The following is a 22,042-nucleotide window of genomic DNA, read 5'->3' as shown; positions in this document are numbered from 1 at the left end:
CGGTGCCGCGGCGATGGCGGCCACACCCTCCGCAGATCGCCGCGGTATGACCATGGAGGTCATCGCGGCCCGCGGCACGCTCCGCTAGCGTCGGGAAGACGGTGGACATCGGAGCGGAGGGCGTTGTGGTCAAGACCGGGCGGGCCGTGCGGCCCGAGCTCACCGAGGGCGTGCTCGAGCACGGCATGCCGTACTTCGCTATCGGCTCCGGGCGGCCCTTGGTCTTCCTCCGCTGGTTCAGCCCCGACCACGCGAATCCTCGCGGTCGGCTGCTCGACTCCGAGGTGAAAGTCCTGCGGCCGCTGGCACGGAACTTCCGCGTCTACGCCGTGAGCCGCGCCCCCGGCATGGCCCCGGGCATCACGATGGCCGAGATCGCCGCCGAGCACGCGGACGCGCTGCGCGGCGAGTTCGGCGAGCCGGTGGACGTGCTCGGCATCTCGTCGGGTGGGTCGGTGGCGTTGCAACTCGCCGCCGACCATCCCGAGGTAGTACGCCGCCTCGTCGTCGCGTCGTCCGGGTGCCGCTTGGATCCGGTCGCCAAGGACGGCCAGATGCGTTATGCCGAAGCGGTCCGGCACGGGCGCCGGGCCCTGCACCATCTCGCGTCGAGCAGTGTCGCCTCGCCCGTCGCCGCTCGTCTCGCGGCGGCAGCCATGTGGTTGCTGGACCCGTTGAGCCGCCCGCGAAATCCCGCCGATACATACGCCTTTCTCCGCGCCGAGGACGAATTCGATCTCACCCAGCGCCTCGGCGAGATCCGCGCGCCGACGCTCGTCATCGGGGGCGAACGAGACACCGCCTACAGCCTCGCCACCTTCCGCCGCACCGCTGACGGCATCCCCGATTCCCACCTCCTCATCTACCCGGGCGCGGGCCACGTGAGCGCGATCAGACGCTCCCGCTTCGCCGTCGATGTCACCGAATTCCTCGACCAGACCGCCTGAGATTCCCGCGTCCGGGTTTCCGGTCGGCCGCTGTTCCCGGGATGATCGGACGACGTGCTCGCCGGACACTCTCGTCCGCGTCATGGTGCTGGACTCGGCGTCCAGTAGCCGGAACGGTGGTTTTTCGCGGCGGCGCGGACAGCCGCGTGGAGACGATCGGTCACACCGGCGGGAGCCGACAGGTCCGGCCAGGTCCAGCGCACGATCATCCAGCCGAGGGCGCGGAGCCGATCGTCACGAAGCTTCTCCGCCGTGGCGGTCCGAGCGACGGGTAGTGGGCCGCATGGTGCGGCGCGGCGATGGTCGTCGAACTCGCCGATCACACCGAGATCGGGGAACAGGAAATCGACGCGTGCGACACAGATCCCGTCATCGGAGAAGACGCGAGCCCGCACTTCGGGGGCGGGAAGACCCGCCCGGTGCAGCAGAATCCGGCTGAGCGAGGCACCGACGTTCGGGCTGCGACCGTCCAGGAAGTCCAGGACGAGGGCGGCTCGGCGGCATCCGGGCCGGTGCCGCGCCCGGCACAGGTGTTCCCGCAGTTCCGTCCTGGTGGTGAGGCCGTGGCGCAGCGCGGAATCCCCCAGGGCGACCGACTGGTCGTATCCTTCCGAGCGGGCGATGTCCAGAACCGTCCGCGCGGGGGTGGTCACGCGTATGTCGTCGACCAAGGTGATCTCGTCGGGCTCCATCCGGGCCGAATGGACCACGACCCGCCGGCTCGATCGGCCGCCGTTGATCCGGTTCCTGGTCAGGTGGACGCGGTCGAGCGGGATGCCCCAGGTCGTCATCCCGTGCAGCACCGCCGCCGAACAGTGGCTCGTGACGGCCGAGTCGGACGTGGACTCCGCGGTGGCGAGCGTCATCAGCAGATGCCTGCCGGTGGCACCGAGACCGGAGCCGGGCGAACTCAGATAGTGCCCGGCGCGCAGCCGCTGCCATTTCCCGGTTCGGCACAGCCGGTGCAGCGTCTTGTCGGACAGACCGGATGCCAGCGCCTGCTGACGCGAGATCAATTGCGGTGCTTCCATACCGACGATCCTGATCGACCGGCGATTCAGGACCACCCGCCGCGGCGGCGACTGTGGACAACACGCGGGCTGTGGACAACTCCGGAGGGTCAGCCCATCTGGCTCATGCCGGCCGCGACCACCTGGGCTACGTTCAGCAGTTCGTCGGCGGTGGGCAGCGGCACGCCGTCGAGCGCGTGCAGCCGGTCGGTGCTGGCGATCGCGAACATCGCCGAAACCCAGGCCGCGGCACACGCGCGCAGGGTTCCCGGGCGGACCGGGCCGGGGGCGCTCGCCTGGAGCACCTTCGCGGTCACCTCCAGCATCTGATCGCGCAGGCGGCGCAGTTGCCGCCGCACGTCGGGATGGGTGTCGGCCTCCCGCCACAGGATCACCCGCAGTACCGACGAGTGGTGGTCGCGCAGGTTCAGCGCGGCGTCCAGGTTGACCAGGCTCGTCGCTGGATCTCCCGGCGCCACCACGGTGCCGATGTCGTCGATCGGCTGCGTCGGCACCCGCTCGGACATCAAGGCCGACAGGATCGAATCCTTGGTCGGGAAGTAGTAGAAGACGAGTCCTTTGGGGACGTGGGCCGCGGCGGCGATGGCCGCGGTCGCGGTGGCGTCGTATCCCTGCGCCGCGAAGAGGTCCTCCGCGGCGTCGAGGATCAACTGCCGGGCGTCGCCGTCGGCTTTCGCGCTGCGGCGGCGCCCGGCGCGCCGGGTTCCCGGTCGTTGCATCAGTGATGCGGAGCCATGTCGTGCAGACGCTCCGACACCGTCGGCAGCGCCGCCACCGCGACCACCGCCGTCACCACCCCGACTACCCATGCGGTCCAGGATGCGCTGCGGTACGCGGTGAAGTCCATGACCCACGGCGAGACGAACAGCAGTACGCCGCACAAGCCCATCACGTAGTCCGCCGCCGCCATGCCGGGGCGGGCCATCTGTGCCAGACCGGTCAGGGCGATGAGCACGCCGAGCACGATCAGCGACCACATGGCGTTGTTGTTATGGTCCACCCACAGGGGGGACAGTGCGGCGAAGGCTCCGAGCACGACGGCCAGGAAATCCTGTGCGCGGCTCTCTGTGAACATATCTACCTCCTCAGGCTGTGCGTATGTCCTGACCTCGGTTTAGTCCTGATTGACCGCCCGATCAACATCGAAACGGACACGGTTGCGCGACGGTTGGCCGGTCACTCGGCATGCTGGGCCGCACAGCGGCGGACGGAACCGAGCAGAGGTTAGGGTGAGCGTCGTCGCACCGCCGGTTCGGTGGAATCGGCGGCCGGACTCCACCGAAGGGATGGCCGCATGACCGCGCCGATCGTGATCGTCGGAGCCGGACTCGCCGGCCTGCGCAGCGCGGAGGAATTGCGCCGCGCGGGCTATGCCGGTGAGCTCGTGCTCATCGGCGACGAGTCGCGGTTGCCCTACGACCGGCCGCCGCTGTCCAAGCAGTTCGTGCGCGGCGAAACCGACGACACCACACTGCGGCCGAGCGAGTTCTACACCGAGAAGCAGATCGACCTGCGCCTGAGCACCGAAGCCGTCGGGGTCGACACCGGGGCGCGCCGCGTCCGCCTCGTCGACGGCACCACGCTGGACTACGACCAGCTGATCATCGCGACCGGTCTGCGTCCGCGCCGGCTGCCCGGCCTCCCCGAGTTGCGCGGCGTGCACGTGCTGCGCGGACATTCCGACGCCGTGGCCCTGCGCGCCGATCTGAGCGGTGCGGCCACGGCGCTCGTCGTGGGCGCGGGCTTCATCGGCTGCGAACTCGCCGCGAGTTTCCGGGCGGCGGGAGTGGCGGTCGTGCTGGTCGAACCGCAGGCGACGCCGCTGGCCTCGGTGCTCGGCGAAGCAGTGGGCGAACTGGTCGCGCGGATGCACCGCGCGGAAGGGGTGGATCTGCGCTGCCGCATCGGTGTGGACACCCTGCTCGGCGACGAGACCGGCCGGGTGCGCGGCGCGCGGCTGTCCGACGGTACCGAGATCGTCGCCGACCTCGTCGTGATCGGGGTGGGTTCGCGGCCGGTGACCGAATGGCTGAGCGATTCCGGGATCGCGCTGGCCGAGCCGTCGGCCGGTGGCGGTGTGCTCGCCGACGAGGTGGGCCGGACGTCCGCCGAGGGCGTGTGGGCGGTTGGCGACGTGGCGGCTTGGTTGCACGAGACAGGATCGCGCAAGCGCGTCGAACACTGGACCAACGCGGGTGAACAGGCCAAGTTGGTCGCCTGCGCGCTGCTGGGCGCCGAATCACCCACCGCGGCGCGCGTCCCGTACTTCTGGAGCGACCAGTACGACGTCAAGATCCAGGCTCTCGGCACACCCGGCGCGACCGACGAAGTGCACATCGCCGCCGACGACGGCCGTAAATTCCTCGCCTACTACTCCCGGGGCGGCAACCTCACCGGCGTCGTCGGCGCGGGCATGACAGCCCAGGTGATGAGGTCCCGCGCCAAAATCGCCGCCGGCGCTCCAGTGATCGAGTTGCTCGCGCCCAGCTGAACCCAGCCGCTCCGGCGACATCCGGTTCTCCAGCTCGAAATTCCAGGGCCACGAACAGCGCATCACGACAGGACCGGCGGTGATCCGACACAGGGGCCACCATCACGTTCGGCTCTGGGAGTTTGCCCCGCCCGAGGCGGTGGACGGGTATGTACGCGGCAGTTGCGGAGCGTGCGCCGGGTCCCGCACGGTGTGCGGCGGTGTCATGGGGCTGTAATACGGTGGTGCGGTGATCGTCGCGCTCATCGACTCGGGATTGGGGTTGCTGCCCACCGCCGCCTGGTTGCGTAAGTTGCGGCCCGACGTGGATCTGCTGCTGCAACTGGACCCGGATGGCGCGCCGTGGGGGCCGAAGCCGGAGGACTGGGTGGTCGAGCGGGTGGTGAACGCCGCGCGGACCTCGCTGCGTTCGGGCGCGGAGGTGATCGTCCTTCCCTGCAACACCGCGAGCGTCACGGCGCTGGAGCACGTGCGCGCGGATGTCGGGCCCGACGTTCCGGTGATCGGCACGGTGCCCGCGATCAAGCCCGCGGCGGCCGTGTGCCGGTCGGTGGCGGTCTGGGCGACCGCGGCGACCACGGCGAGCCGGTATCAGGCCGATCTGATCGCGAAATTCGGCGGCGACGCCGATGTGGTCGGGGTGGCGTGTCACGGATTGGCGGACGCGATCGACCGGGGCGATCTCGCGGCCGCCCACGAGGCGATCGCCGACGCGGCGGAGCGGACGCCGCCGAGCGTGGAGGGCGTGGTGCTCGGCTGCACGCACTACCCGCTGGTGACCGATGCCATCGTGGCCGCGCTGCCCAACGGGGTCCGCCTGTTCGACAGTGCGCAAGCCGTTGCCGCGCAGACCATCCGGCGCATCGATGCGCTGGGGCGCCCGACCACGGGCACCGGAGCGATCCGGGTGCTGAACAGCGGTCGCCCCGGTGCCCTGCCCCCCAGCGCGGCGGCGTTCGAGTCCGGCCGGGTGCTGGGCGCGCAAGGGTGAACCGCTGCTCGGCATCGTCCGGCGCACCGAACACGGTGGGCTCGGTATCGAAGCGTGCACGAGTCGCGCGTCGTGCGCGCATCAGCCGCTTCCCGGGTGTGATCGCCGGCTCGGTGCGGCGTCGAGCACTGGTCGAAGGCCCAGAAGTTCTGATCTACCTGTCGCACCGGCAATTCGGAACAGGAGCACGGCTCGATGACCGACTCGGTGACCGCGGACGACGTGCGCGCGGCGCTGCGGGAACTGGCCGATCCGGCCGGCGCGGCCCACTTGCAGCGGTTCTTCAAGACCGGACCCGGTGAATACGGCGAGGGTGACGTGTTTCTCGGCGTCCGAGTACCCGCCTGCCGCCAGGTCGCCAAGCGTTTCGCGGCGCTCCCGCTCGACGAGATCGACCAACTGCTCGACAGCGACGTGCACGAGGACCGTTTCGCGGCGCTGGTGATCCTGAACGCGCACTTCGCCAAGGCGTCCCGGCCGCGCTCTGTCGACGACGCCGCCCGCGCCGCCATGGTGCAGTTGTATCTGGCGGCCGTGCGCCGCGGACGGGTGAACAACTGGGATCTGGTGGACGTGTCGGCAGAGCACATCGTCGGTCCGTGGTTGCTGGACAAACCGCGCGATCCGCTGTTCGAGCTGGCGGGTACCGAGTCGCTGTGGGAGCGGCGGGTGGCGTTGCTGTCGACGTTCGCGTTCATCAAGACGGGTGACGCCTCGACCACCTTCGCTTTGGCGGAACTGCTGCTCGACGACCGCCGCGATCTGATCCAGAAGGCGCTGGGCTGGATGCTGCGCGAAGTCGGCAAGCGCGTCGACCGCGGCCTGCTGACCGGGTTCCTCGACCGGCACGCCCCGGCCATGGGGCGCACCGCGTTGAGTTACGCGAGCGAGCAGCTACCGCCCGAGCTCCGGGCCGAATACCGCGCCCGATAGACACCGCGATCGCTCGGCAAATGCCACTATCTCAGCCGAACGCGAAATGGCGTCCGAAATACTGTCCCGCTCAGAACTGGATCTTCAGGCGATCGGTTATCGGATGCGCCTGGCAGCCGAGGATGTAGCCGTTCTCGATATCCTCCGGGTCGAGAATCTCGGCGTTGTCCATGGCGACCTTGCCCTCCAGCACCGTGCACGCGCACGAGCCGCACTCACCTTCCTGGCAGGAATAGGGCACGTCGAGTCCCTCGGCCAGCATGATGTCCACCAGCGTCTGCTTGCGCGGCCACGTCAGTTCGTGCACGTCGCCGTCGAGTTCGACCTCCACGGTCGCCGCGTCGGCCGCCTCCTCGTCGGAGAGCTCGACCGGCGCCTGATCGGCGAACGGGTCGCCGGCCAACGAGTTGAAGACCTCGGCGTGCGTGCGCGTGCGCGGCACACCCAGTTGCGCGAGTGCGTCGTGCACCCGGTCCATGAACGGCTTCGGGCCGCACATGAACGCGTCGTAGCCGCGATACGGGGCGACGAGGGTGGCCAGCGCGTCGGCCGTCGGCAAGCCTTGGAGGCACTCCAGCCAGTGGATCACGGTGAGCCGCTGTGGGTGCTTGTCTGCCAGATCGCGCAGCTCACCGGCGAAGATCACGGACTCGTGGTCGCGGTTGGCGTAGACCAGCACGATGCGGCCGGACCCGCGGGCCAGTGCCGACTCGAGGATGGACATGACCGGCGTGATGCCACTGCCCGCGCCGAACAGCAGCAGGTCGTCATCGAGATCCGTCGGGGTGAAGACACCCGAGGGCGGCAGCACCTCGATCCGGTCGCCCGCTTTCACGTTGTCGCATATCCAGTTCGACCCGTAGCCGCCCTCGGTCCGCTTGACGGTCACCTTCGGGCTGTCGTCGGTGTAGGGCGAGCTGGCCAGCGAGTAGCAGCGCGCGACCGAGCCGGTCAGGTCGCTGGGGATGCGCAGGGTGAGGAATTGTCCCGGTCGGTAACGGAACTGCTCGGCCAGTTCGTCGGGAACGTCGAAGACCAGCGAGCGGGTGTCGGCCGTCTCGGCGATGACCGCGGACACTCGCAGCACGACCGAGCGCGAGCCGTGGGGAACCTCGACAGTGGTCATGTCGTCCTCTCGAACCTGGCCCGGGCATTCCGCGACGCCAAAACTAGAACGTGTTTCAGTTTCATCGTACGTCGGTCGTCGCCTGGCGGACAAGCTGGGCCTCCAGGCCGGCGATCAGCACATCCATGCCGAAATCGTAGGAGTAGCGTCCGCGCAGGTCGCCGAGGTGCCGGGTAGCCCGCTCGACGACCGGTGGCAGCGTGACGTCGGCCGGTGCGGAACGGTCGCGCGGGTTCACCCGGCCGCGGCCGAACAAATAGGTGTGGATGGTCGCGTAGGCGGCGAGGATGTCGCGATCGCCGAATCCCGCCGAATCGAGGATGTCCATGATCGCGGTGATCAGGTCCAGCTGTTTGCCCAGCATCTGCTCGATCAGGATGTCGCCGAGGCCGCGATGCTTGCGCAACTTGTCGTCGATCTGGTCGACGAGATCGCGCAGCCGTTGCTGCCAGGGGCCGGATTCCGCTGGTGGCGTGCGTACTCCGGTGAGCGCCGCGCTCGCGACGAGGTCGAGCAGCTCGCGCTTGTCGGCGACGTAGTAATAGGGCGCCATCGGAGAGACCCCGAGTTCGCGCGACAGTCGCCGCATCGACAGTTTCTCCACGCCGTCCTCGCGTACCACCCGCAGCGCGGCCTCGACGATCTCGGACTCCGACAGTGTTCGGCTCGTGGTGCTCGCGGGCCCTCCGTGGTTACGCAAGCTTCCGCCTCCGGGCCTGATGCGCGCACCGCGGTGTGCTGCCGCCCCCGTTCGCCTGCATTCGTCCGACTTCCATGCCACCTCTACCACTGCGAGCGTGTTGCCCGTCACATTCTGTTCAGCTGCTTGCCACCCCGCAGTCTAGAGCGCCGGGCATCGGTCGCGTCGCCGCCTGTTCCACTCGGCTCGCGGCCCAACGGCCTCCGCTCGAGGCGCGCGGTGGCCGGAACCTGCTGGATCACTGGATCGAAAGCGAAACCTCTTATTTTGTCAGTGTATGACGTTATTGTGTGAGCACGGACTGCGCCGGGCAGTTCGCACACAGATCGTCCTCGCGGAGGTAGCCATGCCGGAATACGGGTCCACCGGACACGCAGACACCGACAACACCGGACGGATGGAGGCCGCCGCGCGGTCGGCCGAAGAGGCGCCGCTGGTGGAGGAGAGCCTCATCGAAGAGGTGTCCATCGACGGCATGTGCGGCGTCTACTGAGGGGCGGTCGAGAACGATGCTCGATCTCGATACTCGCTGGCAGCTGCATCCGCGAGTGGCCTTGCGTCCGGAACCGTTCGGCGCGCTGCTCTACCACTTCGGCACCCGCAAGCTCTCCTTCCTGAAGAGTCCGCGGATCGTCGAGATCGTCCGGTCGCTGCCGGAGCACGCGTCGGCCCGCACCGCCCTGCGCGCGGCGGGCGTGCCGGAGGCGAACACGGCGACTTACGCCAAAGCGCTGACACAGCTCGCCGAATCCGACATGATCGTCGGTGCGCCGGCCGGCGCACCGACGGCGCCCTCCGTCGCGAGCGCGGCAACGGTGCCGCCGTCGACGGCGGGGGTGGTCCCGCCGTCGGACGCGGCGGTGCGCCTGGTGGACCGATTCGAGTCCGGTCTCGCCGCGCCGATCTGCCTGACTTGGGAACTCACTTACGCCTGCAACCTGTCCTGTGTGCACTGCCTGTCGTCCTCGGGGCGTCGTGACCCGCGTGAGCTCAGCACCGAGCAGTGCAAGGCGCTGATCGACGAGTTCGAGCGCATGCAGGTGTTCTACGTGAACATCGGCGGCGGCGAGCCCACGGTGCGCCCGGACTTCTGGGAGCTGGTCGACTACGCGACCGCCCACCACGTGGGCGTGAAGTTCTCCACCAACGGGGTCCGGATCACGCCCGAGGCCGCGGCCCGGCTGGCGGCCGGTGACTACGTCGACGTGCAGGTGTCGCTGGACGGCGCCGACGCCGAGGTCAACGACGCGGTGCGCGGCCCCGGCTCCTATGCCATGGCGATTCGCGCACTGGAGAACCTCGCCGCGGCGGGTTTCCGGGACGCGAAGCTGTCGGTGGTGGCGACCAGGCACAACATCGCACAGCTCGACCAGTTCCGCGCCATCGCCGAAAGGTACGGGGCCACCTTGCGTTTGACCAGGTTGCGGCCGTCGGGCCGGGGCGCGGACGTGTGGGACGAGTTGCATCCGACGCCCGAGCAGCAACGCGTCCTCTACGACTGGCTGCTTCGCAACGGAGCGGGCGTGCTCACCGGCGACTCCTTCTTCCACTTGTCGGCGTTCGGTCAGGCGCTGCCGGGCCTGAACATGTGCGGCGCGGGCCGGGTGGTCTGCCTGGTCGATCCGGTGGGTGACGTCTATGCCTGCCCGTTCGCCATTCACGACCGGTTCCACGCCGGAAACGTCGTGGCCGACGGCGGTTTCGAGGCCGTATGGCGGTCCTCGGAGCTGTTCGGGGAGCTGCGTGCGCCCAGCGGCGGCGGCGCGTGTGCGTCGTGCGGCCATTACGACGCCTGCCGGGGCGGCTGCATGGCGGCGAAGTTCTTCACCGGACTGCCCGCCGACGGACCTGATCCGGAGTGCGTGCAGGGTTACGGCGAGGCGGCACTGGCCGACACGGCGCGGCTGATCCCGCGTTCGTCGGTCGACCATTCCCGCCGGGGCATGCCGCGCGCGGAGCAGGGCAGCGGGCCGGTCCCGCTGAGGCTCAGCACGACGCGCCCGGCCGGATTCACGCCCGAACGCCGCCCCGCGCGGGCCTGCGACGAGAACCCGCTGACCTGAAGCCATTTAGTTTGCCAGAAGTATGCTGATGGTGCGGTTCGGCGCTCCTCCGGTCACCGACCGGCCGATAGCCATTACGTTGCGGGATGCTGGGAAACGGGCGCGAGCGAACGCTCGGCATCGGGTGCGGCGCGAGCCGGTTCCGGTGGCGGGCCGGTTTCGCCCGGAATTCTGCGATTTTTTCCGGACTGTTGATGTCTGGCCGCGAAACTCCGCCTAGCATGCCAGGAATGCGCCATGATCGCCTGCCCGATGGATTCGGGGTGCGGATCGATCCTCGGGTACGCGCATACTCCGGCGGGCGGGTGCTGATCGGCGGTTCGCCGGCCAGGTTGCTGCGACTTGCCCCGGAGGCCGCCGAGATGATCGGCGACGGGTACCTCGAGGTGACCGACCCGAAGTCCGCTGTCGTAGCCAGACGGCTGCTCGACTCCGGAGTCGCCAACCCGCGTCCGCGGCTGCTGCCCTCGCCGGAGGACGTCACCGTCATCGTGCCGCTGCACAACAACGCCGAGGGGCTGGCGCGGCTGCTGGCCGCGCTGCGCGGGCACAACGTCATCGTGGTCGACGACGGGTCCGACCAGCCGGTGCGAATCCCGCGCAACCGCGGCACCCGCTGCCGGGTGACCGTGCTGCGGCACGACCGCAAGCAGGGGCCCGCGGCAGCGCGCAATGCCGGCTTACGAGCGGCGACAACCGACTTCGTCGCGTTCCTGGATTCCGACGTGGTACCGCGTAGCGGGTGGCTGGAGGTGATGCTCGGCCACTTCAGCGACCCCGGGGTGGCGCTGGTCGCCCCGCGGATCGTCGCGCTGGACCCGGAGTCCAACGCGCTGGCGCGCTACGAGCACACCCGCTCCTCGCTCGACCTGGGCAGGCGCGAGGCGGCGGTGCACTCGCGCGGGCTGGTGTCATATGTCCCGAGCGCGGCGCTGCTGGCGCGGCGCAGGGCGCTGCTGGAGCAAGGCGGCTTCGACGAGACGATGCACGTCGCCGAGGACGTCGACCTGTGCTGGCGGCTGGAACGGGCCGGCTGGCGGCTGCGCTACGAGCCTGCGGCCCACGTGGCGCACGACCACCGGGTGTGCTTCCGCGCCTGGTTCGGCCGAAAGCTCTTCTACGGCACCGGCGCGGCACCGCTGGGCGAGCGGCACGCGGGAACGGTGTCACCGCTGTCGGTGCCGTCCTGGACGCTGCTGGCCGCGTTCCTGTTCGCCACACTCACCAAGTGGGGACTGTTCGGCGGCATCGTCACCCTGATCACCGCGCTGGCCCGGTTGCGCCGTGTCTTCGCCGGGCTGGACAACCCGACTCGGATCGCTGCGATCTACTTGGCGCGCGGCTTCTTCGCCGGACTGTGGCGGCTGGCCTCGGGGATGTGCAGGCACTACTGGCCGATCACGCTGCTGGCGATGGTCTTCTCCCGGCGCGTGCGGCGGATCGCGATCACGATGGCCGTCGCCGACGGTCTGGCCGACTGGTTCACCCACCGTGACGCGGGCGGATTGGATCCCGTGCGCTACACGGTCTACAAGCGCCTCGACGACATCGCCTACGGCACCGGCCTCTGGCTCGGCGCGTTCCGCGCGCGCAGCGTGGAAGCGCTGAAACCCACCACACCGTCCCGCTGACCGACCCGAATCACCCGCGATGACCTGGATTTGGATGGTGCCCGCACCCTCGCCGCGCCGCCCTCCGGCGACGTGGACCGCGCCGAGCTACTGAACGGGAGTCCGAATGGCCGACACGCTCATCGTGGGGGGTGGTACCGCCGGGTGTGTCCTGGCGGAGCGGTTGAGTGTCGATCCGGCGCACGCGGTGCGGCTGCTCGAGGCGGGCCGGGTGTGGACCAGCCGCGACGCGATGCCCGCCGAATTGCTGGACGCCGCGGCGCTGCCGATCGGTCCGGAGGCGTCGTGGCTGTGGCGTTACGAGGTGGTCCTCGCCGATGACCCGCCGGTGCCGGCAACCATCGTGCGCGGCAAGGTCATCGGCGGTTCGGGGACGCTCAACGGCGGCTACTTCGTCCGGGCCACGGTGGCGGATTTCGACGCCTGGAGCCGGGTGCTCGGGGGATCGGACGCTTGGTCGTTCGACTCCGTGCTTCCGTTGTACTGCCGGGTCGAGCGCGACCTGGATTTCGGCGCACAACCCTGGCACGGCGACCGCGGCCCGATTCCCGTCGTGCGCAATCCGGATCCTTCGCCGGTGAGCGCGGTGTTCACGGAGGCCTGCCTGGCGTCCGGGTTCGTCGAGGTGCCCGATCTCAATGCTCCCGACAGCGGCGAGGGTGTGGGGGCAGTGCCGTGCAATTGCGACCGGGGCCGACGGATCGGCCCGTCGATCGGCTATCTGCTGCCCGCGCTGGACCGCCCGAACCTCACCGTCGCCGGGGACACGTCGGTCACGCGGATCCGTTTCGACGGAAGCCGGGCGGTCGGCGTGGAGTACGTGCGCGACGGCGAGAGCGGCATCGAGTGGGCCGACCGCATCGTGCTGTGCGCGGGTGCGATCGAGTCGGCCGCGCTGCTGCTGCGCTCGGGCGTCGGCGACCCGGCACAGCTGCGCCCACTCGGCATCCCGGTCGTGCACGCCGCACCGGTCGGCGCGCGGGTCGGCGACCATCCGGAAGTGGGCATCTCCTACCTGCTGCACCTGGCCGAACGGCCGACCGTCCCGCTGGAAACGGTGCTCGAGGTCGACGATGTCGAAATCCGGCCGTACGCCGTGTCCTTCACTCCCGGGGTGCGCAGGCTCGGCGTCACCTTGATGCGCCCGCAGTCCTCCGGAACGTTGCGCTTGCGGTCGGCCGACCCCGGCGCCGCGCCACTCATCGACTACCACTATCTGACCGCCGAACCGGATCGCGCCCGGCTGCGTGACGCGGTGGCGACCGCGGGCGGGCTGCTGCGGCAAATGAACGCGCGGCCGGTGGATCCGATTCCGCGTCCCGCGGATCTCGACGCCTGGTTACGCGCGAATCTCGCCACTTCGCAACATTTGTCCGGCACCTGCCGAATGGGCCGGGAAAACGACGCGGCGGCCGTGGTGGACGAGCGGTGCCGGGTGTACGGAGTAACCGGGCTGTCGGTGGTGGATCTGTCGGTCGTGCCGGTGCCGCTGGGCCGTGGACCGCAGGCCACGACCATGATGATCGCGGAAAAGGCGGCGGCACAGTGGGGCGCGTGATCACGGCTCTGTGCCGGGCCGGTGCTGCCGTGCTCGACCGCGCCGGGCATCGTTCGCGACGGGCATCGTTCGCGACGGGCATCGTTCACGACGGGCATCGTTCGCGACGGGCATCGTTCGCGACGGGCATCGTTCACGCCGGGCATCGTTCGCGACGGGCTGCGGGTCCGATCGCGCACCGCGCCGCCGGCTTCGGGCGATGCCGCGCCGGTGGACCGCGTCGGTCTGCCCAGTCATCCGGCGTCGCCGCGGTCGGCGTGATCGCGCACTGCGCCTCGCGCTGGGCTTGCGGCCCTGGTGGCCGCGTTGCACCAGCTCGCGGAATTTTTTAGTGCTAATAGTTCCTTTTTATTAACGAAGCGCCTACTGTGCGAAATGCACGGATCACGACCGTGTGATGTGGCTGAGATAGCCGTGGTAGCTGCTCCACGGCGACGACGTTGGAGGATTGGCGGCTTTCACGCGAGTGTGCTCGGCGCATCGCTCGCGCTCTCATCGAATCGCAGGTGTGGCCGACGCCGTCCGCCCGGGCTGGGCAGCCGGGTGTAGCGGTTGGTTCGCGCTGCTCGAAAGCGTTCGGACGGCCGTTGTTCCGCCGAGTAGGAGGCTCTGGTGCACGATGCGGAGTGGGGTGGGGCCAGTGCGTCGCCGCCGCGTTCCGCCGAGTCGGAGCCGTCTCCGGGCGGACCCGAGCAGTTCGACTTGCCGCCCGCGCGGCTCGGCGTCTGGTACGCGCAGCTGCTCGACCCGGACGTGCCGATCGGTGTCGTGCGGTACGCGGACGTGCGATGTGAGCTGGATATTGTTGTGCCGCTAGAGATCTCGGCGGAAGCGGCCGGCGAGTGCGCACCGGTGCCGGTGCGGCTCGGGAAATCCGGCGGCATCGGGCACCAGTGCGTCGAGCGAGTCGCGGCGCTGCGCCTCGAGCACTCGGCGCATGTGATCTTCACCTCCGGATCGACCGGTCTGCCCAAGGGTGTGGCCATCGCCTATTGCGCGATCGTCGACCGGTCGGCGTGGATGTGGCAGACCTTTCGCATGTCGGCGGAAGAGGTTGTGTTGCAGTCGACTCCGGCCACGCTCGACGTTTCGGCACGGAAACCCTTCTGGCCGTCTCCGATCGGCGCGAGGTGGGCGTTCACCCAGCCGGACGGGCGCCACGACTCCGCCCAGCTGAGCCAGATCATCGACGAATATGGGTTCACCGCAGGTCATTTCGTGCCACCGACGCCAGCGGCGTTCCGTGCCGATCAGCGCATCCTGTTCCGCGCGCCGCGTCGCACGGTGTTCGCCTGCGGGGAGGCGCTGCCCGCCACGCTCGCCCGGCGGCTGTGCGCCCTGACCGGCGTTCGCGTGCACGATCTGTCCGGTTCGACGGACACAGCGGTCGACGCCACCTTTCACGAAGTCGTCGACACGGATACCCTCTCCGTGCCGATCGGCGCGCTGGTGTTCGACACCAGGGTCGATGTTTTCGACTCGCGGCTTCGGCCGGTGCCGGTCGGGGCGCCGGGTGAGCTGTATCTGTCGGGGGTACAGCTCGCCCGGGGCGACATAGCGCGACCGGAGTTGACCACGGCGCGGTTCGTGGGCGGCCCCGCATGGGCGGTGGAAGACCGGACCTATCGCACCGGTGACCTGCTGCGGTGGACCACGCACGGCGAGCTGGAGTGCCACACCGCGCCCGCCACCCCGGTCGAGCGGGTGGTCGCCGAAGCGCTCGGTAACAAGCTGGTCGGTCGCAACGACGACTTCTTCGCACTCGGCGGAAACAATCTGGTGGCCACGCAGGTCGCCGCCCGGTTGTCCGCCGACCTGAACTGCCCGCTCGGAGTCCGCGACGGGTTCGCCGCCTGCACGGTGGCCGAACTCGCCGGACCGGTCGAGCGGGCCGGTGGATCCGGCGGCGCGTCCTTGGTCGCGCAGCTGCGGGCACGGCCACGGCCGCCGCTGGTTCCGCTTGCTCCGGCGCGGCAGCGCCGCTGGTTTCTCAACCGGTTCGAGCGGGCGGTCGCGGCGCTGGATCCGCCGCGCTCGCAGGCGCGCCGCCCGCTGTCGCGAGTGCTGCTGGCCGTCGACAATGCCGAGGCAATCACCGTCGAACTGCCCGAACTGTCGGTCGCCACCAGTACCCTGGATACCGGAGTGACCACGCTGGATCTCCAGCTCACGGTCACCGAGAGCGCCGCCGGTGCCGGACTCGGGGAAGGTCCGGCACCGGCGGTTCCGGCGAAATTCCGCTACGCGACATATCTGTTCGACGAAGCGGATCTGTTCGACGAAGCGGATCTGTTCGACGAAGCCGCCATCGCGGGTCGTGCGGGCAGGCTGATCGGCTTCCTACGGGTGATCACCGCCGATCTCGGGATCGACGGGAACGACGTCGTGCTGGGCAAGACACCGGCCACCTTCGACGTGTCGGTGTGGAAGCTGTTCGCGCCACCCAGCAGTGGCGCGCGGATCGTGGCCGCCGATCACGACCGGCATCGCGAGCCCCGATACCTCGCCCGTGGCCACACCACCTATGTGATCTTCGCCTCGAGGCCGGCCGGCAGCCCGAAGGGCGCGGCCGTCACGCACGCGGCGATCGTGAACCGTCTCACATGGATGCGGTCGGCCTATCCACTCGCCGCGGACGACGTGGTTCCGCGGCAGACCCCGGCCACTGTCGAGGTGCGTGTCCGGGAGTTTTTCCGGCCCTTGGCTTTCGGCGCGCGCTTGGTGGTCGCACGTCCGGATGGGCAGCGCGTCCCGGCCTATCCGGCCCGGCCGATCGTCGGGCAGCGCGTCACGACGGCGCACTTCCCACCCGCCGTGCCGAGGGTTTTCCTGGCGGAGCCGAGCACAGAAAAGTGCATTACGCTGCGCAACGTCTTCGCATCGGGCGAGGCATTGCCCGCGGTTGCCGCGCAGCGGGCGCGAGAGGTGATCGGAGCGCGGGGTGCACAACCTGTACGGCCTCGCCGAGGCCGCCGTCGACATCACCTATCCCGAGGTGACCGATCAGGACCCGGTGTCCGTGCCGATCGGCAGGCCGGTGGCCGACACCAGCCTGCTGGACGCTCGGATGCGGGACTCCATCGACGATTCGGCGAGCCGCTACGTGCGCGCGATCCGCGCGGCCACGTCCGCACCGCGGCAGTGCCCGACACCGACCGCCCCGAGATCCCGACCCTGACCCGACCACGAAGGAAATCCGAAATGACCAACCCGTTCGACGACGACAGCGCCAAGTTCTACGTCTTGATCAACCAAGAGGGTGAACACTCCCTGTGGCCGGTTTTCGCCGCGGTCCCCGGCGGCTGGTCCATCGCCTACGGCGCCGCCAACCGCAAGTCCTGCCTGGAGTACGTCGAGACGCACTGGGTGGACATGCGTCCCACCTCGGTCATCGAGGCCATGTCCACCGAGGCGAACTGACCACCTGAATGCGCGGCGCGCCGGTCCACATCCCTGCCCGGCGCGTCCCGCCTGGTGTTCTGGCTCAGACATCGGCGCGCGCCGCATCGATCACCGCGTGCGCGTGCTGCCGCCATTCCGCGACGGCTTTGGTGCGCAGGCCGCCGAGCGTCGAGTCGAACTGTCTGGCGCGATTACCGCATTCGGGCCTGTTGTCTACCGAATCGCAACGCGCACTGTGGAACCGCACCCGGCATCGGCGCCGCCCACCACACCGGGAGTACATCTCGGCCGCACGGCTGCCGGCCGAGCCCCGTGCCATCGTACGGAGCTCGTAACCGACAGCCGAGACGGTCAGTTCCCGGCCGACGCGGCGGCCGACAGCGCCTCGAACTGCTCGTCCGTCAATTCGATTCGCGCGGCGGCGATGTTCTCCTCGACGTGCGCCACGGTGGAGGTGCCGGGGATCGGCAGCAGCACGGGAGAGCGGCGCAGCAGCCAGGCCAAGGCGAGCTGGGCGGGGGTCGCGCCGTGCTCGGCGGAGATGGACGCCAGCGGACCGCCGGGTGCGGCGAGTTCGCCGGTCGCCATGGGGAACCACGGGATGAAGCCGATGTTCTCCTGCTCGGCGTAGTTCAGCACGTCCTCGTCGGCGCGGTTGGCCAGGTTGTACAGGTTCTGCACCGAGACGATGGTGGCGAGTTCGCGTGCCTCGCGCAGCTGTTCGACGGTCACCTGCGAGAGGCCGATGTGCCGGATCTTGCCTTCCTGCTGGAGCGCCACGAGCGCGCCGAGCTGATCGGCCAGCGGCACCTGCGGGTCGATGCGGTGCAGCTGGAACAGGTCGATCCGGTCGACGCCGAGATGGCGCAGGCTGAGTTCGGCCTGCTGACGCAGGTATTCCGGCCGCCCGACCGGATACCACTCGTTGGGCCCTTGCCGCGTGAGCCCGGCCTTGGTCGCGATCACCACGTCCTCCGCATACGGGTGCAGGGCCTTGCGGATCAACTCCTCGCTGACGAACGGGCCGTACGAGTCGGCGGTATCGATGAAGTTCACGCCGAGCTCCACCGCCCGGCGCAGCACCCGTACCGCCTCATCCGGGTCCTTGGGCAGACCCCACACGCCGGGGCCGGTCAGCTGCATCGCGCCATACCCCAGCCGATGCACCGGAAGGTCGCCGCCGATGGCGAAGGTGCCGGACGCCGCGGCGGGGCGCGCGTCGAGATCTGTACTCATGAGAATGTTGTCCTTCCGAAGTCGGAAACCGAGCCGATGCTCTGCGAACGTCGCGCCGAATCGGACGCGAGCTCGCCTACCGCAACAGCACTGCTCCGGGGTTGATTCCGTCGCAGTGTGCGCTAGTGGGATTACCCACGGCGACGCCCTCGAACTTGCCAACCGCGGCTCCTTGGTGACACTCCACCGCGGCCTGCGAACGCAAACAGTTCGTCGGCTATCGCGCGGGCCGTCCGAAGAGCACCAGCTGCATCAGCAGGCGCACCCGTTCCTGGGCGGCCAGTGGCTCGTTGCCGAAGGCGCGGCCCAGGTCGACGACCACCGCGAAAGCCGCGTGGACGAGCGTGCGTGCTTCCGCGGGAGCGAGCTCCGGGCGCACCTCGCGCAGCAACCGGGCCCACTCCTCGACGCTGAGTCGCTGGATATTGCGCAGCACCGTGCGTTCCTCTGCGGGAATATGCTGGAACTCGGTGTAGTAGACGAAGGTCAGGGCGCGTTCGGCGAACGACCCGGCGACGTAGTGCGTGATCAACGCGGTGAGCGCGTCCTCGGAATCGGTGGCCGCCGCCACGGCCGGCCCGACGGCGCCGGAGACCCGTTCGGCGGCGCGGCGGAAGGCGGCGGCCAGGATGTCGCTTTTGCCCCGGTAGAACCGGTACACCGCCGAGGCCGCCGACAGCCCCGCGGCGGTGGCGATGTCCTCCACGCTGACGTTGGGGTAGCCGCGCTCGTGGAACAGCTCGACCGCTTTGCGCAGCAATAGTTCGTGTTTGAACGAGTCCGGAATCTCCACCACCGCGACCGGCTCGACCGCGCGCGTCACCGGCAGCTTCGCCTGCGCGACCGACCAGCAGGCCGAATGAAGCAGGCGGGCAAGGGTTTTCACCGGGAGTGCGGCGTGATGGTCGGCGATGCTGGTGATCGTGCTGAGCAGCGCGGCGCGGAGCACGCGCACGTCGTCCTCGGCGAGTTCCGGGCGCAGCGCGGCCAGTTGGCTGCCCAGCGCGCCCAGCACCGTGGCCTGCTGTTCGTTGAGCGTGGTCTGGTCGTCGGGCTCGAGGTATCTGACCTCCCAGCGCACCAGCGTGACGCTCGGGCGGTTGTGGATGGTGACCGCGATGAGCGCGTCGAGCACGTGCCGCAGCCGCTGTTCGGCGGGTTGGTCGGCCGCCTCCGCGGGCAGCTCGACCGATTCGGTCATCGCCTGGCCGACGCGCAGCAACTCCTCCCGGAACAGCGCGTACTTGCTGGGATAGTGGCGGTACAGCGCCGCCGAGCTGATGCCGAGCCCGGAGGCGATATCGTCCATGCTGACGCCGTGGTAGCCGAGCGCGCCGAACGCGGCGGCCGACGCCGCGGCGATCTGGGCACGGCGATTCTTCGGTCTGCGCCGGATCTCGCGAGGTGCCGAGTCGCCGCCGCTCGCCCTCCGCGCCGTACGGCGATTGTCGACACTCATGACGAACATCGTAACGACCTGGCCGAATGGCCGACCCCGCCGTGCCACGGGGTACGACTCCCGGCGCTGAGCGCCCCGGGAGCCGCGCCGGGCATGCCACGCGGCGGGACGTGCTCCGGTGTGTCCGGAACTCGACAACCGGCTTCGGCCGAAGCACGGGGCACCATGCGCGCCGTGCCGGGGCAGAGCAGCGACCCGTACGCCGGTCCATGGCCGATGGCCCGCCCGCCGACGCCCGGTCGCCATCCGGTACTCCGTTTCGCCGAAACCGGTTGTACCGGTGCGTCTTTCTGGTAAGGAGTTCGTCATGGCGTTGGCTTTGCGCCCGGTGAACCCCATCCCGGTGCTCGGCGCCGTGGTCGCCGCGCTACGGCGGATCACGGCGCGCTATCGGCTCACCCCGCAGGAGAAGCGCAACCTCGAAGCTTCCCGTGGCGCGCGGGCGGCGGTCTTCACCGCGTCCATCGGCGGGCGCGGCTACCGAAGGTGAATCGCCGCGCCCACCGCCCGCGCAGCGGCGAGCTCAGCCGCGCCCGCCCGGCCGGATGGTGCCGTACCAGTCGAGCAGGTCCGGGTTGTCCACGGCGCTGCGTTCGACGACGCGGCTCGGGTCGGCGCCCTGGAACAGCTTCTTGATCGGTACCTCGAGCTTCTTGCCGGTGCGGGTGTGCGGGATGCCGGGGGCCAGGATGATCTCGTCGGGCACGTGGCGGGGCGAGACCTCGGTGCGGATGGTGCTGTTGATGCGCGCTGTGAGTTCGTCGGTGAGTTCCGCGCCGGGCGCCAGGGTCACGAACAGCGGCATCCAGTATCCGCCGTCGGGCTGTTCGGCGCCGATCACCAGCGCCTCGGCGATTTCCGGGAGCCGTTCGACGGACTGGTAGATGTCGGCGCTGCCCATCCGGATGCCGTGCCGGTTGAGCGTGGAGTCCGACCGCCCGTGCACGATCACGCTGTGATGGTCGGTAATGGTGATCCAGTCGCCGTGCCGCCACACACCGGGGAACATGTCGAAATACGCGTCGTGATAACGCTTCCCGTCCTCGTCGTGCCAGAAGGCGACCGGCATGGACGGCATCGGCGCGGTGATGACGAGCTCGCCGACTTCACCGCGCACCGGCTGCCCCGCCGGGTCGTAGGCATCCAGCGCGACGCCGAGGAAAGGCGCGGACAGCTCGCCCGGCCACACGGGCACGGTGCGCGTGCCGCCGATGAACGCCGACACCACGTCGGTGCCGCCGCTGATCGAGGAGATCTGCACGTGCTCGCCGACGTTCTCGCCCAGCCACAGCGCCGAGGAGGTGGGCAGCGAGGAGCCCGTGATGCCAACGGTGCGCAGCGCCGACAGGTCGTGATCGGTACGCGGCACCGAGCCCGCCTTGATGCATGCCAGCACGTAGCCGGGGCTGGCGCCAAGGACGGTGGCGCCCACCTCGGCGGCGATCCGCCACAGCGCGTCGGGGGTCGGCGCGGTCGGGCTGCCGTCGTAGGTGACGATGGTCGCCCCGGCCAGCAGGCCCGCGATCTGGAAGTTCCACATCATCCAGCTCGGGCTCGTATACCAGAAGAAGGTGTCCTCGGGGCCGATATCCGAGTGCAGGGCAACGGCTTTGAGGTGTTCGAGCAGCACGCCGCCGTGGCCGTGCACGATGCCCTTCGGCAGGCCCGTGGTGCCGGAAGAGAACACGATCCACAGCGGGTGGTCGAAGTCCACCGACTCCGTGGTGATCACCGGAGGCAGCGCCTCGGTAGTGGTCACCGCCTCGTCCCACGAGGTCGTGTCCGGCACCTGGAGCCCGAGCCGGGAGACCGCGATCGTGCCCTTCAGCGAGTCCAGGCCCGCCCGCACCGCGGCGATGTCGTCGCGCTTGTCGTGCGCCTTGCCGCCGAAGCGGTAGCCGTCGGCGGTGACCAGAACGGTGGGTTCCAGCTGCCCGAGCCGGTCCAGCGCGGCTTTCGGCGAGTAGTCCTGCCCGCAGGCGCTCCAGATCGCGCCGATGCTCGCGGTGGCCAGGAACGCGATCACCGCTTCCGGGATGTTCGGCAGATACCCGGCCACCCGGTCGCCGGGACGCACGCCCAGCGAACGTAGCGTCTGCGCGAAAGCGGCGGTGTGGTCGATCAGTTCGGCCCAGGACACCTCGCGGATCGGAGCGTCTTCGCTGACCGCCTTGATCGCGGGCCGGTCGCTGCGCAGCTGCCGGATCACCTGGTCGACATAGTTCAACCGAGTACCGGGAAACCACTGCGCGCCCGGCATCGTCGCGTTCGCCAAAACCTCGCCCGCGATGTCACCGAGTTCGAAATAGTCCCACAGCGCGTGCCAGAATCCGGCGAGATCCTCGACCGACCACTGCCATAGCTCGTGATAGTCGGCCGCGTGCACACCGGTGCGTTCCGCGACGAATCGCGTGAAGTCGGTGATCCTCGCCGTGGCGATGTCTTCTTCGGTCGGCACCCATTGGGGTTGCATC

18 protein-coding genes and 1 pseudogene are annotated in these 22,042 nt (G+C 69.5%); 11 read left to right on the top strand and 8 right to left on the bottom strand.

The annotated features are described in order from the left end of the window. Positions 1-101 precede the first annotated feature (101 nt). On the top strand, positions 102-947 hold the full coding sequence (locus ACT89H_RS12045) for an alpha/beta fold hydrolase (protein WP_445108641.1): 846 nt from the start codon (positions 102-104) through the stop codon (positions 945-947). A gap of 80 nt (positions 948-1,027) precedes the next feature. Here ACT89H_RS12045 and ACT89H_RS12040 read toward each other — a convergent pair whose 3' ends face one another. From ACT89H_RS12040 to ACT89H_RS12030, 3 genes are all read right to left on the bottom strand, one after another. Beyond that, positions 1,028-1,978, bottom strand: a complete 951-nt coding sequence (locus ACT89H_RS12040) for a hypothetical protein (protein ID WP_445108640.1) — start codon at positions 1,976-1,978, stop codon at positions 1,028-1,030. 89 nt (positions 1,979-2,067) lie between these two features. Then, entirely contained in the window at positions 2,068-2,697 is a 630-nt protein-coding gene (locus ACT89H_RS12035) for a TetR/AcrR family transcriptional regulator (RefSeq protein ID WP_445108639.1), read from the bottom strand. Continuing rightward, positions 2,697-3,053, bottom strand: coding sequence for an SPW repeat domain-containing protein (locus ACT89H_RS12030; RefSeq protein WP_445108638.1), 357 nt, complete (start codon positions 3,051-3,053; stop codon positions 2,697-2,699). The genes ACT89H_RS12035 and ACT89H_RS12030 overlap by 1 nt, the downstream gene beginning before the upstream one ends. Before the next feature lie 219 nt (positions 3,054-3,272). On the opposite strand from ACT89H_RS12030, the gene ACT89H_RS12025 reads away from it, so the two are divergent. The 3 genes from ACT89H_RS12025 to ACT89H_RS12015 all read left to right on the top strand — a co-directional run bounded on the left by ACT89H_RS12025 (position 3,273) and on the right by ACT89H_RS12015 (position 6,393). After that, entirely contained in the window at positions 3,273-4,469 is a 1,197-nt protein-coding gene (locus tag ACT89H_RS12025; protein WP_445108637.1) for an NAD(P)/FAD-dependent oxidoreductase, read from the top strand. Between the two features lie 229 nt (positions 4,470-4,698). Further along, positions 4,699-5,460, top strand: a complete 762-nt coding sequence (locus ACT89H_RS12020; protein ID WP_445108636.1) for a glutamate racemase — start codon at positions 4,699-4,701, stop codon at positions 5,458-5,460. A 195-nt stretch (positions 5,461-5,655) separates the two neighbouring features. Beyond that, the gene (locus tag ACT89H_RS12015; RefSeq protein ID WP_445108635.1) at positions 5,656-6,393 is read left to right on the top strand and encodes a DNA alkylation repair protein; all 738 of its coding nucleotides are present in this window, start codon (positions 5,656-5,658) and stop codon (positions 6,391-6,393) included. A 70-nt stretch (positions 6,394-6,463) separates the two neighbouring features. Here ACT89H_RS12015 and ACT89H_RS12010 read toward each other — a convergent pair whose 3' ends face one another. Both ACT89H_RS12010 and mftR2 read right to left on the bottom strand, forming a co-directional pair. Continuing rightward, positions 6,464-7,519 carry a 2Fe-2S iron-sulfur cluster-binding protein gene (locus ACT89H_RS12010; RefSeq protein WP_445108634.1) on the bottom strand — a complete coding sequence of 352 codons (1,056 nt, stop codon included), beginning with the start codon at positions 7,517-7,519 and terminating at the stop codon, positions 6,464-6,466. A 61-nt stretch (positions 7,520-7,580) separates the two neighbouring features. Then, positions 7,581-8,219 carry a mycofactocin system transcriptional regulator MftR2 gene (mftR2, locus tag ACT89H_RS12005; protein WP_445108633.1) on the bottom strand — a complete coding sequence of 213 codons (639 nt, stop codon included), beginning with the start codon at positions 8,217-8,219 and terminating at the stop codon, positions 7,581-7,583. Positions 8,220-8,616: 397 nt separating this feature from the next. Here mftR2 and mftA point away from each other — a divergent pair, with 397 nt between their 5' ends. The 6 genes and pseudogenes from mftA to ACT89H_RS11975 all read left to right on the top strand — a co-directional run bounded on the left by mftA (position 8,617) and on the right by ACT89H_RS11975 (position 16,891). Then, positions 8,617-8,712 carry a mycofactocin precursor MftA gene (gene mftA, locus ACT89H_RS12000; RefSeq protein ID WP_157111451.1) on the top strand — a complete coding sequence of 32 codons (96 nt, stop codon included), beginning with the start codon at positions 8,617-8,619 and terminating at the stop codon, positions 8,710-8,712. Positions 8,713-8,728: 16 nt separating this feature from the next. Beyond that, positions 8,729-8,923 (top strand): annotated as a pseudogene (mftB, locus tag ACT89H_RS11995) (mycofactocin biosynthesis chaperone MftB); the annotation flags it as partial. A gap of 51 nt (positions 8,924-8,974) precedes the next feature. Next, complete coding sequence (mftC, locus tag ACT89H_RS11990) at positions 8,975-10,282, top strand: mycofactocin radical SAM maturase (protein WP_445108900.1); 1,308 nt, start codon at positions 8,975-8,977, stop codon at positions 10,280-10,282. 230 nt (positions 10,283-10,512) lie between these two features. After that, entirely contained in the window at positions 10,513-11,913 is a 1,401-nt protein-coding gene (gene mftF / locus ACT89H_RS11985; protein WP_445108632.1) for a mycofactocin biosynthesis glycosyltransferase MftF, read from the top strand. A gap of 106 nt (positions 11,914-12,019) precedes the next feature. Then, positions 12,020-13,471, top strand: a complete 1,452-nt coding sequence (gene mftG, locus ACT89H_RS11980) for a mycofactocin dehydrogenase MftG (protein WP_445108631.1) — start codon at positions 12,020-12,022, stop codon at positions 13,469-13,471. A gap of 612 nt (positions 13,472-14,083) precedes the next feature. Next, positions 14,084-16,891 carry an AMP-binding protein gene (locus ACT89H_RS11975; protein WP_445108630.1) on the top strand — a complete coding sequence of 936 codons (2,808 nt, stop codon included), beginning with the start codon at positions 14,084-14,086 and terminating at the stop codon, positions 16,889-16,891. Positions 16,892-17,224: 333 nt separating this feature from the next. On the opposite strand, the gene ACT89H_RS11970 is transcribed toward ACT89H_RS11975, so the two are convergent. Both ACT89H_RS11970 and ACT89H_RS11965 read right to left on the bottom strand, forming a co-directional pair. Then, the gene (locus ACT89H_RS11970) at positions 17,225-18,109 is read right to left on the bottom strand and encodes an aldo/keto reductase (RefSeq protein WP_445108629.1); all 885 of its coding nucleotides are present in this window, start codon (positions 18,107-18,109) and stop codon (positions 17,225-17,227) included. A 217-nt stretch (positions 18,110-18,326) separates the two neighbouring features. Then, entirely contained in the window at positions 18,327-19,568 is a 1,242-nt protein-coding gene (locus ACT89H_RS11965; protein ID WP_445108628.1) for a TetR/AcrR family transcriptional regulator, read from the bottom strand. A 307-nt stretch (positions 19,569-19,875) separates the two neighbouring features. Here ACT89H_RS11965 and ACT89H_RS11960 point away from each other — a divergent pair, with 307 nt between their 5' ends. After that, positions 19,876-20,058 carry a hypothetical protein gene (locus tag ACT89H_RS11960; protein ID WP_445108627.1) on the top strand — a complete coding sequence of 61 codons (183 nt, stop codon included), beginning with the start codon at positions 19,876-19,878 and terminating at the stop codon, positions 20,056-20,058. 33 nt (positions 20,059-20,091) lie between these two features. Here ACT89H_RS11960 and ACT89H_RS11955 read toward each other — a convergent pair whose 3' ends face one another. Beyond that, positions 20,092-22,041, bottom strand: a complete 1,950-nt coding sequence (locus ACT89H_RS11955; protein ID WP_445108626.1) for an acetoacetate--CoA ligase — start codon at positions 22,039-22,041, stop codon at positions 20,092-20,094. Position 22,042 lies beyond the last annotated feature (1 nt).

It is taken from the genome of Nocardia aegles, assembly GCF_052545135.1.
This window is presented reverse-complemented; position numbering and strand designations above follow the sequence as displayed.

What these genes read in the sequence shown, in the direction of transcription:
- ACT89H_RS12040 (WP_445108640.1), bottom strand. Translation starts at nt 1,978, where the DNA reads ATGGAAGCACCGCAATTGATCTCGCGTCAGCAGGCGCTGGCATCCGGT.
- ACT89H_RS12035 (WP_445108639.1), bottom strand. Translation starts at nt 2,697, where the DNA reads ATGCAACGACCGGGAACCCGGCGCGCCGGGCGCCGCCGCAGCGCGAAA.
- ACT89H_RS12030 (WP_445108638.1), bottom strand. Translation starts at nt 3,053, where the DNA reads ATGTTCACAGAGAGCCGCGCACAGGATTTCCTGGCCGTCGTGCTCGGA.
- ACT89H_RS12025 (WP_445108637.1), top strand. Translation starts at nt 3,273, where the DNA reads ATGACCGCGCCGATCGTGATCGTCGGAGCCGGACTCGCCGGCCTGCGC.
- ACT89H_RS12015 (WP_445108635.1), top strand. Translation starts at nt 5,656, where the DNA reads ATGACCGACTCGGTGACCGCGGACGACGTGCGCGCGGCGCTGCGGGAA.
- ACT89H_RS12010 (WP_445108634.1), bottom strand. Translation starts at nt 7,519, where the DNA reads ATGACCACTGTCGAGGTTCCCCACGGCTCGCGCTCGGTCGTGCTGCGA.
- mftA (WP_157111451.1), top strand. Translation starts at nt 8,617, where the DNA reads ATGGAGGCCGCCGCGCGGTCGGCCGAAGAGGCGCCGCTGGTGGAGGAG.
- mftC (WP_445108900.1), top strand. Translation starts at nt 8,975, where the DNA reads ATGATCGTCGGTGCGCCGGCCGGCGCACCGACGGCGCCCTCCGTCGCG.
- mftF (WP_445108632.1), top strand. Translation starts at nt 10,513, where the DNA reads ATGCGCCATGATCGCCTGCCCGATGGATTCGGGGTGCGGATCGATCCT.
- mftG (WP_445108631.1), top strand. Translation starts at nt 12,020, where the DNA reads ATGGCCGACACGCTCATCGTGGGGGGTGGTACCGCCGGGTGTGTCCTG.
- ACT89H_RS11970 (WP_445108629.1), bottom strand. Translation starts at nt 18,109, where the DNA reads ATGAGTACAGATCTCGACGCGCGCCCCGCCGCGGCGTCCGGCACCTTC.
- ACT89H_RS11965 (WP_445108628.1), bottom strand. Translation starts at nt 19,568, where the DNA reads ATGAGTGTCGACAATCGCCGTACGGCGCGGAGGGCGAGCGGCGGCGAC.
- ACT89H_RS11960 (WP_445108627.1), top strand. Translation starts at nt 19,876, where the DNA reads ATGGCGTTGGCTTTGCGCCCGGTGAACCCCATCCCGGTGCTCGGCGCC.
- ACT89H_RS11955 (WP_445108626.1), bottom strand. Translation starts at nt 22,041, where the DNA reads ATGCAACCCCAATGGGTGCCGACCGAAGAAGACATCGCCACGGCGAGG.